14 protein-coding genes are annotated in these 14,760 nt (G+C 35.2%); 13 read left to right on the top strand and 1 reads right to left on the bottom strand.

The window, feature by feature from the left end; genetic code table 11:
• The first annotated feature begins 31 nt into the window (after positions 1 to 31).
• From atpA to ACMHYH_RS07245, 11 genes are all read left to right on the top strand, one after another.
• The gene (gene atpA / locus ACMHYH_RS07295) at positions 32 to 1,579 is read left to right on the top strand and encodes a F0F1 ATP synthase subunit alpha (protein ID WP_414838752.1); all 1,548 of its coding nucleotides are present in this window, start codon (positions 32 to 34) and stop codon (positions 1,577 to 1,579) included.
• A 15-nt stretch (positions 1,580 to 1,594) separates the two neighbouring features.
• Positions 1,595 to 2,512, top strand: coding sequence for a F0F1 ATP synthase subunit gamma (locus ACMHYH_RS07290; protein WP_414838751.1), 918 nt, complete (start codon positions 1,595 to 1,597; stop codon positions 2,510 to 2,512).
• Between the two features lie 23 nt (positions 2,513 to 2,535).
• Positions 2,536 to 3,966, top strand: coding sequence for a F0F1 ATP synthase subunit beta (gene atpD, locus ACMHYH_RS07285; RefSeq protein WP_414838750.1), 1,431 nt, complete (start codon positions 2,536 to 2,538; stop codon positions 3,964 to 3,966).
• 18 nt (positions 3,967 to 3,984) lie between these two features.
• Positions 3,985 to 4,407, top strand: coding sequence for a F0F1 ATP synthase subunit epsilon (locus tag ACMHYH_RS07280; protein ID WP_414838749.1), 423 nt, complete (start codon positions 3,985 to 3,987; stop codon positions 4,405 to 4,407).
• 125 nt (positions 4,408 to 4,532) lie between these two features.
• The gene (locus tag ACMHYH_RS07275; RefSeq protein ID WP_414838748.1) at positions 4,533 to 4,763 is read left to right on the top strand and encodes a DUF1146 family protein; all 231 of its coding nucleotides are present in this window, start codon (positions 4,533 to 4,535) and stop codon (positions 4,761 to 4,763) included.
• Positions 4,764 to 4,882: 119 nt separating this feature from the next.
• On the top strand, positions 4,883 to 6,193 hold the full coding sequence (murA, locus tag ACMHYH_RS07270) for a UDP-N-acetylglucosamine 1-carboxyvinyltransferase (protein WP_414838747.1): 1,311 nt from the start codon (positions 4,883 to 4,885) through the stop codon (positions 6,191 to 6,193).
• Between the two features lie 213 nt (positions 6,194 to 6,406).
• The gene (gene mreB, locus ACMHYH_RS07265) at positions 6,407 to 7,399 is read left to right on the top strand and encodes a rod shape-determining protein MreB (protein WP_414838746.1); all 993 of its coding nucleotides are present in this window, start codon (positions 6,407 to 6,409) and stop codon (positions 7,397 to 7,399) included.
• 26 nt (positions 7,400 to 7,425) lie between these two features.
• Positions 7,426 to 7,632, top strand: a complete 207-nt coding sequence (locus ACMHYH_RS07260; protein WP_414838745.1) for a DNA-directed RNA polymerase subunit beta — start codon at positions 7,426 to 7,428, stop codon at positions 7,630 to 7,632.
• A gap of 140 nt (positions 7,633 to 7,772) precedes the next feature.
• Positions 7,773 to 8,138, top strand: a complete 366-nt coding sequence (locus tag ACMHYH_RS07255; RefSeq protein WP_414838744.1) for a single-stranded DNA-binding protein — start codon at positions 7,773 to 7,775, stop codon at positions 8,136 to 8,138.
• A 150-nt stretch (positions 8,139 to 8,288) separates the two neighbouring features.
• Positions 8,289 to 8,999 (top strand): response regulator transcription factor, encoded by a 711-nt coding sequence (locus tag ACMHYH_RS07250; RefSeq protein WP_414838743.1) that lies wholly within the window; start codon positions 8,289 to 8,291, stop codon positions 8,997 to 8,999.
• Entirely contained in the window at positions 9,000 to 10,415 is a 1,416-nt protein-coding gene (locus tag ACMHYH_RS07245; RefSeq protein ID WP_414838742.1) for an ATP-binding protein, read from the top strand.
• Positions 10,416 to 10,460: 45 nt separating this feature from the next.
• Here the strand turns inward: ACMHYH_RS07245 and ACMHYH_RS07240 are convergent, their stop codons facing one another.
• Positions 10,461 to 12,578 (bottom strand): LTA synthase family protein, encoded by a 2,118-nt coding sequence (locus tag ACMHYH_RS07240; RefSeq protein WP_414838741.1) that lies wholly within the window; start codon positions 12,576 to 12,578, stop codon positions 10,461 to 10,463.
• Positions 12,579 to 12,873: 295 nt separating this feature from the next.
• Between ACMHYH_RS07240 and ACMHYH_RS07235 the strand changes: the two genes are divergently transcribed.
• On the top strand, positions 12,874 to 13,515 hold the full coding sequence (locus ACMHYH_RS07235) for a VanZ family protein (RefSeq protein WP_414838740.1): 642 nt from the start codon (positions 12,874 to 12,876) through the stop codon (positions 13,513 to 13,515).
• A 35-nt stretch (positions 13,516 to 13,550) separates the two neighbouring features.
• Positions 13,551 to 14,729, top strand: coding sequence for a class I SAM-dependent rRNA methyltransferase (locus tag ACMHYH_RS07230; protein ID WP_414838739.1), 1,179 nt, complete (start codon positions 13,551 to 13,553; stop codon positions 14,727 to 14,729).
• The last annotated feature ends 31 nt before the right edge of the window (positions 14,730 to 14,760 follow it).

Raw genomic sequence — 14,760 nt, 5'->3', positions numbered from 1 at the left:
TGAAAAGAAAAAGTTGAAGAGGTGAAAATTTATGGGGTTAAAAGCTGAAGAGATCAGTAAGCTTATTAAGCAACAAATTGAAGGTTTCAGCAGTGAGTTGATTGTAGATGAGGTTGGAACGGTAAGTTACGTCGGAGATGGGATTGCTCGAGCTTATGGATTAGAGAATGCAATGGCCGGAGAACTACTTGAATTTTCTAACGGCGTCTATGGAATGGCTCAAAACTTAGAGACAAATGATGTCGGAATCATTATTTTGGGTCACTTTGACGGGATAGTTGAAGGAGATACGGTTAAACGGACAGGACGTATTATGGAAGTACCTGTCGGAGAAGCTATGATTGGTCGAGTCGTTAATTCGCTAGGACAGCCTGTAGACGGCATGGGAGAAATCCACACGACAAAAACACGTCCTGTTGAAAACCCTGCTCCAGGAGTAATGGATCGTCAATCTGTTTTTGAACCGTTACAAACAGGAATTAAAGCCATAGATGCATTAGTACCAGTAGGTCGTGGCCAACGTGAACTAGTTATTGGAGATAGAAAAACAGGGAAAACAAGTCTTTGTATTGATACAATTATCAATCAAAAAGGAAAAGATACCATTTGTATTTATGTAGCCATTGGGCAAAAAGAATCAACAGTACGCTCACAAACAGAAACATTAAAAAAACACGGTGCAATGGATTACACGATTGTCTTAACTGCTAGTGCTTCACAACCAGCACCACTTTTATATATTGCTCCCTATGCGGGACTAGCAATGGCTGAAGAATTTATGTACGCTGGAAAACACGTATTGATTATTTTTGATGACTTAACTAAGCAAGCAGCAGCTTATCGTGAATTATCCTTACTGCTTCGCCGTCCGCCAGGTAGAGAAGCCTACCCAGGAGATGTGTTCTATTTGCACTCACGGATGTTAGAACGTGCAGCTAAGTTAAATGATACATTAGGAGGCGGCTCTATTACAGCTCTTCCAATTGTTGAAACGCAAGCAGGTGATATTTCTGCTTACATCCCGACAAACGTTATTTCGATTACAGACGGCCAAATTTTCTTAGAGAGTGATCTCTTTCACTCAGGTGTAAGACCCGCTATTGCAGCTGGTTTATCTGTTTCCCGTGTAGGTGGAGCAGCCCAAATCAAAGCAATGAAAAAAGTATCCGGAACATTGCGTTTAGACTTAGCTAGTTTCCGTGAATTAGAAGCCTTTACTCAGTTTGGCTCAGATTTAGATGCGGCTACTCAAGCAAAATTAAATCGTGGACACCGTACAGTAGAAGTTTTGAAACAAGGTTTGCATGAAGTTATTAGTGTAGAAAAACAAGTGTTAATTTTTTATGCGTTAACGCATGGTCTTTTAGATACGGTTCGTACGAACGAGTTAGGAAGATTTGAAAGAGAATTTTATGATTATGTTGATAACCAACACCAAGACATCATCCTTGAAATAAATGAAACAAAAGAATTACCTGATAGCGAGAAATTAGATGCGGTTATTAATGAATTTAAAGACCACTTTTTTACAAGTGCAGTTGAATCTGATAGCACATCTTACATTCCAGAAACGATGTAAAGGCGGTGAAGAGGAATGGCAGAATCATTAAATGATATCACAAAAAAAATTGCCTCAACTAAGAAAACAAGCCAAATCACTAATGCCATGCAAATGGTTTCAGGTGCGAAATTATCAAAAGCTGAAAAAAAAGCAAAGGGCTTTCAAATCTATGCCAATAAAATCAGAGAGATTGTGACTCATTTAGCACATACTCAACTAGCTGTTATTGAGGATAGTGCATTGATTGGTACGAATTCTCCTTCTAATATTGATTTTCATGATATGTTGATTGAGCGTCCTGTAAAAAGAACAGGCTATATTGTTATCAGTTCTGATAAAGGTTTAGCTGGCGGGTACAATAGCTCTGTCATCAAGGCTACTATTGATATGATTCAAAAAGACCATAGTTCACCCGATGAATACATCTTTATGGCTGTTGGAAGTACTGCTGGGGATTTCTTTAAATCAAGAGGAATGAACGTGGCTTATGAGCTAAATGACATCAGCGATCATCCAACGTTTGATGAAGTTCGAGGAATCGCTCGAACAGCAACAGAAATGTATAAAAATGCGATATTTGATGAATTATATGTTTGCTACAATCACCATATCAATACGATTAGTTTTGAATACCGTGCAGATAAGATGTTGCCCCTGAATGATCTTGACCCAACAGAAAAAGTTGAGTATGAGAGTGATTATTTATACGAGCCATCAAAAGAAGAAATTCTAGATATTTTATTGCCTCAATATGCAGAAAGTTTGATTTATGGCGCTATTCTAGATGCTAAAGCTGCTGAACATGCAGCCCGTATGACGGCTATGAAAGGTGCAACCGATAATGCCAAAGATATTATTGACGATTTAACGGTACACTATAACAGAGCTCGCCAGGCTGCTATCACAGAAGAAATTACTGAAATTATAGGTGGATCGTCCGCACTATTATAAACGTAATGAATGGAGGGAAACGAATGAGTACTGGTCAAATTGTTCAAGTTATCGGTCCGGTTGTCGATGTAGAATTTCCTGTAAATAAAGAAATTCCAGAAATCAATCATGCTTTAATCGTAAGAAAAACTAAAACGGGTAATGAAGAACAAGATTCGAGAAAAGAAAACACAGTTGTTTTGGAAGTAGCCTTACAATTAGGTAATGGGGTACTCAGAACAATTGCAATGGAGTCAACAGATGGCTTACAAAGAGGGATGTCAGTAACTGATACAGGAGGATCTATTAGTGTTCCTGTTGGTGAAGAGACACTAGGACGGATGTTTAATGTTCTAGGAGAAACGATTGACTTGAAAGAGCCATTTGGAGACGATGTTCGTCGTGATCCTATTCACCGCTTTGCGCCTTCTTTTGATGAGTTGAGTAGCAATACGTCCATTCTTGAAACAGGTATTAAAGTTATTGATTTACTAGCTCCTTATTTAAAAGGTGGTAAAATTGGATTATTCGGAGGAGCCGGAGTAGGTAAAACTGTTTTAATCCAAGAGTTAATCCATAATATTGCTGAAGAACATGGTGGTATTTCAGTGTTTGCTGGTGTTGGAGAGCGAACACGTGAAGGAAATGACTTGTATTTTGAGATGCAAGAATCTGGTGTAATCGAAAGAACCGCAATGGTTTTTGGTCAAATGAATGAGCCACCAGGCGCAAGAATGCGCGTAGCTTTAACTGGTTTAACAATTGCAGAATATTTCCGTGATGAAGCAGGACAAGACGTCTTGTTGTTCATAGATAATATTTTCCGATTTACTCAAGCGGGTTCTGAAGTCTCAGCATTACTTGGTAGAATGCCTTCAGCAGTTGGGTACCAACCAACATTAGCTACTGAAATGGGTCAATTACAAGAACGAATTACCTCAACAAACAAAGGGTCTATCACATCTATTCAAGCCATTTATGTTCCAGCCGATGACTATACGGATCCGGCTCCGGCAACTGTTTTTGCTCACTTAGATGCGACAACTAACTTAGAACGTAAATTGACTGAACAAGGGATTTATCCTGCGGTTGATCCGTTAGCTTCAACATCAAGTGCACTTGCACCTGAAATTGTTGGAGAAGAGCATTACCAAATTGCGACAGATGTTCAACAACTGTTACAACGTTACCGTGAATTACAAGATATTATTGCTATTCTGGGAATGGATGAGTTATCGGATAGCGAGAAAATTACAGTCTCACGTGCGCGTCGCATTCAGTTTTTCTTATCGCAAAATTTCCACGTAGCAGAGGCCTTTACGGGTATACCTGGCTCATACGTGCCTGTTTCAGAAACAATAAGAGGTTTTAAAGGAATCTTAGAAGGACGCTACGACCATTTACCAGAAGATGCTTTCCGTAATGTAGGACGCATTGAAGAAGTAGAAGAAAAAGCTAAGGCATCTGGTTACTAGTAAAGGAGGACGACTCTAATGGCGGACATACAAGTACAAATTGTTACTCCATCTGGTATTGTTTATGATCATCGCGCAAGTCGGGTGATTGTTAAATCAATTGATGGACAATTAGGTATTCTTCCTGGTCACACACCTATTATTGTTCCTTTAACAATCGATGGTGTCCGAATTGAACGTGTATCGATTGATGAAGAAAACGTGATAGCAGTTAATGGTGGGATAATGGAAATGCGAGACAATGTTTGTTCAATCATAGCTGATAGTGCAGAGAGAGCGCGCGACATCGATGTCGAACGTGCCTTTATCGCTAAGCAACGAGCTGAGGAAATATTAAGTAAAGAAGAAGCTGTTCAAAATAGTAAACAACAAAGAAGAGCAGAAATTTCATTACGCAAAGCAATTAATCGTATTTCAGTTTCTAAGCATAGAAAACTATAAAATGAGAAACTTTCAGTAAAAACTGAAAGTTTTTTATTTTATCTAATTGAAAAAAATCATCTTACACATCAAAATTTCTTTTGAGAAAAGAGTGTGTTAAAATAATCATAAGAGGAGTAAAATGAATGAATTTTTTAGGTACACAAGCTTTGATTAGTCTTATCTCACATATATTGTTTATAGTAGTAACTTTTTGGGCATTAAAAGGATTATTGATTGAAAAATGGATTAAAAAAAATCACATTCGACAAGCTCGTTTGCTTTATTTATTTTTTTCTATCGCAATTGGTTATTTAGTAAGTTCGTTTTTTATTGAATTTATCCTACTATCTAGAAATTTAATTTTTTTGTTTTAAGTAATCAATGTAGTGTTTGAATCTTACAACGGATGTGTGCTATAATATCGTGGATTGCTGTAAATTTTTACAGCAACGAGCAGAAATAGTTTGTACAGAAATTTCGGAGGGATATAATCATGGAGAAAATGATTGTTCGTGGCGGTAAGCGTCTCGAAGGAACAGTAAAAGTAGAAGGCGCAAAAAATGCTGTTTTACCCATTTTAGCAGCGACCATCTTAGCCAGTAAAGGTAAAAATAAATTAACCAATGTGCCAATTCTGTCAGATGTTTTTACAATAAATGAAGTCTTGCATCACTTAAACCTAACCGTAAACTTTAATGAAACCGACAAAGAAATTACCCTAGATGCTTCAGGAGAAATAACATTTGAAGCACCGTTTGAATACGTCAGTAAAATGAGAGCATCCATTGTAGTAATGGGTCCTTTATTAGCCCGTTTAGGTCACGCTAAAGTAGCTTTACCTGGCGGCTGTGCAATTGGCACACGCCCAATCGAGTTACATCTAAAAGGATTTGAAGCTATGGGAGCCGAAGTACATATTGAAAATGGCTACATCGAAGCTTTTGCAGATAAACTAGTTGGTGCTCATATCTATTTAGACTTTCCAAGTGTGGGAGCAACACAAAATATTATGATGGCTGCTACATTAGCAGAAGGAACAACGACTATTGAGAACGTAGCGAGAGAACCTGAAATTGTTGACTTAGCTAATTTCTTAAATCGTATGGGTGCTAAAGTTGTTGGAGCAGGAACAGAGACTATCCGTATCGAAGGTGTTCAAGAATTAGTTGGAACGGATCACAGCATTATTCCAGATCGTATTGAGGCTGGAACATTCATGGTAGCTGCAGCGGTCACAAAAGGAAATGTTTTAATCGAAGATGCTGTTGCAGAACACAATAAGCCTTTAATTTCTAAATTAACGGAAATGGGTGTATCTTTTATTGAAGAAAGAAATGGATTAAGAGTTATTGGTCCAGATAAATTAAAATCAATAGATGTTAAAACAATGCCTCATCCAGGTTTCCCAACAGATATGCAAGCACAAATCACAATAGCACAGGCTATGAGTGAAGGCACAAGCACAATGAAAGAGACTGTATTTGAGAATCGGTACATGCATATGGAAGAATTGCGTCGTATGAATGGTGAGTTTAAGATAGAAAATCAGACATTAGTTATCTATGGTCCAGCTAAATTACAAGGAGCCCAAGTAGCTGCAACAGACTTAAGAGCAGCGGCTGCGTTAATTATTGCAGGGATGGTCGCTGAAGGATTTACACGTATCACTCATTTAGAACACCTAGATCGTGGTTACTATATGTTCCATAAAAAATTGCAAGCATTAGGTGCTGATATTGAACGAATTAATGAAACAACTACATCGGTTTTACTAGATAAAGAGTTAAGTTCATTATTCAATTAACAACTAGAAAAGTTAGAGTATACTACCTTATGAGGTCATTATTCTAACTTTTTTTAAAGTAAATGAACTAGAAAATAAACGATGAATGAATCAGGATTTGTTTTTTGACTGAATGTTTCCGATTAATCAAAAATAGGCTATACTCGTAAATCAAAGAGATACATCAAGAAATTTAATTAGTTTGTGACAAGAGTTTGAGAGGGGAACGGAATAATGGCGAAAGATATAGGAATAGATTTAGGTACGGCAAATGTGTTGATTCACGTAAAAGGAAAAGGGATTGTTTTAAATGAGCCTTCTGTAGTAGCAATAGACACTAAAACAAATCGTGTTTTAGCAGTTGGAGAAGAAGCTTATTTAATGGTTGGACGTACGCCAGGCAATATTCGTGCAATTCGCCCCTTAGATGGAGGAGTTATCGCTGATTTTGATATTACTGAAGCGATGTTGACTCACTTTATTAATAAATTAAATGTAAAAGGCTTTTTATCTAAACCAAATATTCTTATTTGCTGTCCTACAAATATTACAGCAATTGAGCAAAAAGCTATTATAGAAGCTGCTGAAAAAAGTGGTGGAAAAAACGTTTATCTTGAAGAAGAGCCAAAAGTAGCTGCTATTGGAGCAGGTATGGATATTTTTCAACCAAGTGGGAATATGGTTATCGATATTGGTGGTGGAACAACAGATATCGCTGTTCTCTCAATGGGTGGAATCGTAACAAGTCGTTCTTTAAAAGTAGCTGGTAATCGGATGGATAATGAAATTACTCAATATGTGAAGAAAAAATATAAACTGATGATTGGTGAAAGAACCGCTGAATCTATTAAAATGGAAATAGGAACGGTCTTCCCAGGGCGCAGAGAAGATACAATGGATGTTAGAGGTCGTGATATGGTAAGTGGATTACCAAGAACAATTATTTTTAGTTCAGCTGAAGTTTTAGAAGCAACTGCTGAGTCTATGGCGATGCTTGTTCAACAGGCAAAAGATGTTCTTGAGCAAACACCTCCTGAATTATCTGCAGATATTATTGATCGCGGAATTATTTTGACTGGTGGCGGAGCAATGTTGGATGGTGTTGATCAACTTTTTGCTGAACAATTAAAAGTCCCCGTATTTATTGCAGACCAACCGTTGGATTCTGTTGCTTTAGGGACAGGGATTTTATTAGAGAATATGACAAAAAAAAGATTTAGTTTTTAAGAAAAATGATAAGAAGAGGTGACACAATGACAAAAGGGAAAATTGCCGCACACATGGGGACATTTATACTGAAAATTTTATTGGTCATTGTTGTGGTTGCGATTGCTTTGATTCTTGGAGCAATGGTTGGATACGGAATTATTGGAGATGGAAGTCCTTTTGCCATATTTGACATGCCAACATGGAGTCACATCTTTAGTTATTTTACAAAACCAACTATTATTAATGGATAAAATCATGAAAAAGAGAGCAGAAGAGATTAAAATCTTTTCTGCTCTCTTTTTTTATTTTTAAACGAGTAGATTAAAAAACGGAAGCACTACTATTTAGCAGATAATTAAAGTGAATAGACTAAATAAAAAGGAGAGATAAGATGAATCAACTAAATCTAATAGGTAGAATTGTCAGAGAAGTTGAAGTAAAAGAAGTAGGAGAAGGGAAAGTTGTTTTAAATAATGCGATAGCAGTTAAGAGAAAATTTAAACATGATCAAGGACAGCAAGCTGATTTTATTCCCATAGTAGCATGGGGGCAGATAGCTAAATTAATTCAAGGTTACTGTGAAAAAGGTGATTTAATTGGAGTAACTGGTCATATCCAATCAAGAACATATCAGAACAAAGAAGAGGAAACCGTTTTTGTAATAGAAATGGTGGTAACTGAAATTGACTTTTTGCAAGGAAAAAAGAATACAGCGACTATCTCTAATGACGAAATGGAACAAATGACAGTCTATTAGAAACACACCGTTTGATTCTTAAAAAGTATCTTTTACTCTTTTTTCTTTCTATTTTTAATCTTATTGATGAAGAATAGCTCATTAGTCAGTTGTGCTGAAAATAAGTGTATACTAAACTAGAGAGAAAATGTAAGGGAAAAGAGGGATACGATGAAAATAATAATGATTGAAGACAACTCATCTGTTTGTGAGATGATGGAAATGTTTTTTCAAAAAGAACAGTGGGATTCATTATTTATACATGACGGGAAAGAAGGGTTGACTACTTTCCTTGAAGCGAAAGAACAATGGGATTTAGTCATTCTTGATTTGAATTTACCAAGTATGGACGGTATGCAAATCTGTCGTGAGATAAGAAAAGTAAACGAGAAAATTCCCATTATTATGTTGACTGCGAAAGATTCAGAAAGCGATCAAGTGATTGGCTTAGAGATGGGTGCAGATGACTATGTCACGAAACCATTTAGCCCTTTGACTTTGATTGCGCGTATTAAAGCTTTAACTAGACGTGCTAAATTATCAATAGAAAAGTCTGATGGAACAGAAAAAGCTTATGAAATAACAACAAAACAGTTGAAAATAAATAAAAAGACACGTGAAGCTTTACTATACAATAAAGAAATCGAAGGACTTACTCCTAAAGAATTTGATCTACTGTACACATTGTCTAAAAATCCTAAACAAGTCTTTTCAAGAGAACAGCTCTTAACGCTAATCTGGGATTACGAGTATTTTGGAGATGAACGAACAGTGGATGCACATATCAAGAAATTAAGACAAAAAATTGATAAAACAGGTCCACAGGTTATTCAAACAGTCTGGGGAGTAGGCTATAAGTTTGACGATACTGGGGTTGAATAGATGATGAAATTCAACTATTTTTACCAACAAATTGCCGCTTTTTTTATTGTTATTCTAGTGATGCTTATTATTATGGGTTTTTCGTTCTTACAGTTTTCTAAAAACACAACCTATAAACATACTGAAACACAATTATACGGATATGCACAAGCACTAGTGACTGGTGATTTACAAAAAAATCAGTTAGATACCGGTCAGTTAATTTTAAAAAATCAAGAAGTAACACTAACAGTATTTAATAGCAAGGATACGATGATTTATCCAGAAACCGTTAAATCTTATAAGAGTGGTATTTCAAAAGAAGATTTTGAAAAATTAGTAAAAGGACAGCGAATATCGCTAACTATCCGTCAAACTGATTTTTATGGCAATGATCGTCAACTAGCCATTATCTACTTGCCTTTTTTTACACAAGATAAGAATATATTTTCAGGTTTTGTAGCAGTCAGTTCACCTATCAGTGGAATCGAAGCAACTTTGACAGCTTTAAGAAATAATTTATTTACAGCCTTTTTGTTTTCTTCACTAGGAGCGATTTTAGTGAGTTTGCTATTTGCAAAATACCAAGTTAATCGAATCAACCGATTAAGGACTGCTACTCATAACGTTGCGGTTGGAAACTTTGATATTGATTTGGAGAACAATCATAAAGATGAATTTGATGATTTGGCAGAGGACTTTAACCTGATGGCAGAATCATTAAAAGCTTCTCAAGAAGAAATCGAACGTCAAGAAAATCGTAGAAGACAGTTTATGGCAGATGTCGCACATGAGATGCGGACCCCTTTAACGACCATAAATGGATTGTTAGAAGGTTTAGAACACGATATGATTCCAGATAATCAAAAGAAACGTAGTTTAGAGTTAATGCACAACGAAAGCAAACGATTAATCCGTCTTGTTAATGAGAATTTAGATTATGAAAAGATTCGATCCAATCAAATTTTTTTATATAAACAACCGTTTAATTTAAGAGAAACATTTGAAATGATTGTTGAACAGTTATCATTAAAAGCATCAGTCAAAAAAAATATAGTTGCAATAGACTGCCCTTCAACTATCGAAATATACGCCGATTACGACCGTTTCGTGCAAATCATAGTCAATGTTACGCAAAACGCTATACAGTTCACTCAGGGTGGCCAAATCAGGCTCTTAGGAACAATGGACGAAAAACATACTGTGATAAAAATATCAGATACAGGAATAGGTATTGATCCTAAAGAAGTTGAAAGCATTTGGGAAAGATACTTCAAAGCCGATAGTTCAAGAAAAAATACTTTTTATGGAGAATCTGGCTTAGGTTTAGCGATTGTTCAACAATTAGTCAATCTACATGGAGCTACAATTTCAGTAGAAAGTATAAAAGGAGAGGGAACCGTTTTTACGTTAAAATTCCCTCTAGAAAAAGAATAAAAAAAGATACGCATCAACTTTTTATAAGTTGATGCGTATCTTTTTTTATTCTTTTATTTCAGTTTCACTATCTGTTGATTCCATTAATTCTGGCGCATTTGTTTGATACAAATCTGTTGTTGAGCGATTACCATTTAGGTAGTAAAGACTCGTTGCATTATCTCCAGCTTCATTATTAATAGTAGCCATTTGTTCGATTTGATTTTGATAACTATAAGAAGAAGGGTCGATTTTATTTAACCCTGCTGGAGTATAGAATCGCAATAAATCACTATGCAAAATACTGTCAGATAAACTTAACTGAGTAGAAACAGCTTCTTTTAATTGTTCTTGTTCTAAAAGAATGGCTTGGGAAGGTTCTTCAATTAGTTGACCAGTAACGGTATCGTAACTATCTGATCCATTAAGTGTATATTTAGGAGAGACAACATTTCCATTACGAAATGCGACGGTTTGATCGTGTCCAGATGAGAATAAATCCGTTCCCATCATCACTTTATCTTTTGTCTGGATACCCAATAAATGCATCATCGTAGGTAGCATATCAATTTGTCCACCAAATGCTTCATTTATCTTTCCATTTGTCGTTCCAGGGATATGGTACATCAATGGAATACGTTGCATCATATCATCATTATACCCATTCCAAGTTTCTGGATCTTCACCAAGTAAAGGAGCTAAGGCTTTATTTCTTGAATTAGAGATGCCATAGTGATCACCGTAAAGAATAATCATTGAATTGTCATATAATCCAGAAGCCTTCAAATAGTTAAAGAATTCTTCAACAGCTTGATCTAAATAATGTGCAGTTACAAAGTAATTATTAACCGTTTCATCCGTTGTTTGAGCTGGTTTAAAATCAACGTTTGCTTCATCTAAAGGATAAGGGAAGTGGTTTGAAACAGAAATCATTTTAGTATAAAATGGTTGAGGCAATTGTTCTAAATACTGTGCAGATTCATTAAAAAATAATTTATCTTTCAAGCCATACTCTAACGTATTGCCCTCTGATAAGTCATAATAAGAAGAATCAAAGAAATAATCAACACCCATTTGTTTGTACGTGTTGTCACGATTCCAAAACGAGCCAACGTTTCCATGCATGACAGCACTAGTATACCCCTTTTCAGATTCTAAAATATTATAAGCAGATTGAAAGGTATTGCTTCCTCCAACTTGAGTAAAAGCTCCGCCCTGAGGCAATCCAAACAATGAGTTTTCTAATATCATTTCAGAGTCTGCAGTTTTACCTTGTCCTACTTGGTGAAAAATATTTGTAAAGCTTTGCGTTTGTTGATCACGGAAAATACTGTTAATAAAAGGTGTTACTTCATGAAGTTCGCCATTTTCATCTTCTAATTTGTAATCAACTAAAAATTGTTGGAAACTTTCCAGATGAAGATAAATAACGTTTCTATCTTCAGCCACTCCGAACATTTCTGGATTAGGTTCAGCATAATGCTCATCAACATAAGAAAGGACAGCATCCATATCTGATTCATCCGCATTAGCTTTATTCTGATTTGATTGAGCAGTTTGATAGCCATCATAAGCAGTAAAGAAGTTGATTCCAAGATACTTAACAATGTAATTTCTATCAAACGTTCGCGTTAACAATTGGGGACGATTGCTTTCTGCTAAAGCTAAGTTTGCAGCAAAAAGTGTCACGGCTAAAGTTGTCATCGCTACTGCTGAGCGTTTCTTATATAAACGATCATCAAGCTTAACAAATTTTGTAGCCAATAAACCGAATAGAATAACTAGGTCGAGCCAGTAAAAAATATCACGAGCTTTTAACAAAGCTAATGTGCTAGCTCCAAGCCCTCCCGCAACATTTCCTGCCCCAAAAATAGTGGTTACTGCAAGAAAATCAGAAAATTCTCGGTAATATAAAATATTTGCAAATAGTAATGCACTCATCACAATATGCACTAAAAATAAAACAGTATAAGCTTTTTTACTTTTCTTGAAATAAAGTGCGATAGAAAAGAAAAGTACGATGGTTGCTATCGGGTTGACGAACAAAATAAATTGTTGCATTGCCCCTGTAACACCAAGAGAAAATTCTTGCTTGTAGCCGAAGTACGTCTTTGCCCAAAATAAAACAACAGCTAACGAAAAGAATCCAATTCGAGTATTTAATACATTTTTTAGTTTATTCACTAGTAAAAGTTCCTCCTTTAAAAAGTAACGGATAAAATAATTTTTATTTTAGATTAATGTTAGTTTTAAAATAATACAATGGTCTCAATTACCCCATAATAACTACATTTTACAGTTTTTTTGCTAGTTAGTCAATTTTTGTACTTGTTTTAACAAGCCCAAAAAATGTAATCGTTACCAAGTCTGATTAGACACATTTTTTCATTAGACTTAAAATTTGTTCTGTTTTTAAACATATATTGACGAAAAATAAGTTATAATGAAGTGCATCATCTAAAAGGAGGTTTTGCCTTACATGATATTTCTACAAGGCCTTTTTAATATAATGAAACAATCTTATGGCGAATCCATTAATCATTTCCCACTAATAGAGCTCATTTTTTATAGTATAGACCAAACGTTATTTTATTTTATTATCTGGTTAATCTTTCGAGTGATCTACTTAACGTTTTTAAAAAAAGGGAAAAAAAGAAAAAGTTTGTATCGAGAAATAAGTCTGAATGCATTTATTTTTTACATTATTTTATTAATACACCTGACTATTTTTCGAGAAGAACATAGTATTGGTAATGTAAGATTTAATATGCAACCCTTAAGTGCGATTAATTTGACGCCGTTAACTCATACGCTAAAATTAACTAAAGGAGTAACGTTATTCGATTATTATTATAATTTTTATGGGAATATCTTATGGTTTGTACCGATGGGCTTTGTAGTAGCCTACCTCCTAAATAAAAAACCTTATTTTTTGAAAACACTGTTAACTGGTTTTTGTTTTTCTTTTTTTATTGAAATGATGCAATTCTTTCTTGGAACTGGGATTACAGATATCGATGATTTACTATTTAATACTATCGGAACGATAGTTGGTTTGATTTGTTTTATGATTGTTGAAAAAGTGGTTGAATACGATAAGAAAAAAAGAAAGAGTAACTAAAGACTAAAGTATAAACTAAAAGGAGATTAACAGTAATGGAAAAATGTATGTTGAAAAGACGCGCAACAGAACGGGCACGCAGGGGGTATCCAATATTGGTACTTGAAGATTTTGTCAAGGAGCCCAAATTACCAGAAGGATCATTGATTCAATGCATTGATGAACACAAAAAATTTGTAGCTATCGCTTATTTAGCTAAACAAAATAAAGGCGACGGTTGGATTTTAACGACAAATCAAACAGAGATGATTAATCAGAATTTCTATAAAAAACTTCTTAAAGAAGCATTAGATGAACGATCAATTTTCAAATTGAATGAACAAACAACTGCTTATCGACTATTTAATGGTGAAGGCGATGGATTAGGTGGATTGACAATTGATTTCTACGATGATTATTATATCTTTTCATGGTATAGCAAAGGGATTTACGCTCACCGTGAATTAATTCTAAAAGCCTTCAAAGAAGTCGTATCAGATAGCAAAGGAATCTATGAGAAAATCAGATTTGAGACCAATGCAAAACCTGAAACAGATTTAATTTTTGGTAAGGCTGCTCCAGAGCCGCTAATGATTTTAGAAAATGGAATCAGTTATGCAACCTATTTAGATGATGGATTAATGACTGGAATATTTTTAGACCAAAGAGATGTTAGACAACGGTTGTTAGAAAAATACGCAATGGGCAAGACGGTTTTAAATACGTTTAGCTACACAGGAGCTTTCTCAGTAGCAGCAGCCTTAGGTGGAGCAGTTGAGACGACAAGTGTTGACTTGGCTAAACGTAGCTTACCTAAAACGATTGAACAATTTGAAGTAAATAATTTAAACGTAGACGATCAAACAATTCGCGTAATGGATGTTTTTGATTATTTTAAATACGCTATTCGTCATAAATTAGCTTTTGATGTTGTGGTTGTTGATCCGCCAAGTTTTGCTCGTTCGAAAAAACGAACATTTAGTGCTGCCAAAGACTATGCAAGTCTTTTAGAAGAAGTGATTCAACTTACAAAACCTAATGGTATAATCATTGCTTCAACGAATGCCGCGAACGTAACAACTGAAAAATTCAACAGTTTTATTGAAGAAGCTTTTAAAGGTCAAAATAAATCGTATACAATAGAAGAAACCTTTGGATTACCAGATGACTTTAAGATAAATCCAGAGTTTACTCAAGGCGAATATTTAAAAGTATGTATTATTCGAAAAAAATAAACAGTCATCAAAAGAGTAAGAGTAAAGAAGG

Source organism: Carnobacterium sp. TMP28, from assembly GCF_047553015.1.
Lineage (GTDB): Bacteria > Bacillota > Bacilli > Lactobacillales > Carnobacteriaceae > Carnobacterium_A.
The sequence above is the reverse complement of the archived record's forward strand: the minus strand, read 5'-3'. Positions and strand labels throughout refer to the sequence as shown.

Coding starts and splice junctions, on each gene's coding strand:
- ACMHYH_RS07275 (WP_414838748.1), top strand. CDS start 4,533: ATGAATTTTTTAGGTACACAAGCTTTGATTAGTCTTATCTCACATATA.
- mreB (WP_414838746.1), top strand. CDS start 6,407: ATGGCGAAAGATATAGGAATAGATTTAGGTACGGCAAATGTGTTGATT.
- ACMHYH_RS07290 (WP_414838751.1), top strand. CDS start 1,595: ATGGCAGAATCATTAAATGATATCACAAAAAAAATTGCCTCAACTAAG.
- atpD (WP_414838750.1), top strand. CDS start 2,536: ATGAGTACTGGTCAAATTGTTCAAGTTATCGGTCCGGTTGTCGATGTA.
- ACMHYH_RS07230 (WP_414838739.1), top strand. CDS start 13,551: ATGGAAAAATGTATGTTGAAAAGACGCGCAACAGAACGGGCACGCAGG.
- ACMHYH_RS07260 (WP_414838745.1), top strand. CDS start 7,426: ATGACAAAAGGGAAAATTGCCGCACACATGGGGACATTTATACTGAAA.
- atpA (WP_414838752.1), top strand. CDS start 32: ATGGGGTTAAAAGCTGAAGAGATCAGTAAGCTTATTAAGCAACAAATT.
- ACMHYH_RS07280 (WP_414838749.1), top strand. CDS start 3,985: ATGGCGGACATACAAGTACAAATTGTTACTCCATCTGGTATTGTTTAT.
- ACMHYH_RS07245 (WP_414838742.1), top strand. CDS start 9,000: ATGATGAAATTCAACTATTTTTACCAACAAATTGCCGCTTTTTTTATT.
- ACMHYH_RS07235 (WP_414838740.1), top strand. CDS start 12,874: ATGATATTTCTACAAGGCCTTTTTAATATAATGAAACAATCTTATGGC.
- ACMHYH_RS07250 (WP_414838743.1), top strand. CDS start 8,289: ATGAAAATAATAATGATTGAAGACAACTCATCTGTTTGTGAGATGATG.
- ACMHYH_RS07255 (WP_414838744.1), top strand. CDS start 7,773: ATGAATCAACTAAATCTAATAGGTAGAATTGTCAGAGAAGTTGAAGTA.
- murA (WP_414838747.1), top strand. CDS start 4,883: ATGGAGAAAATGATTGTTCGTGGCGGTAAGCGTCTCGAAGGAACAGTA.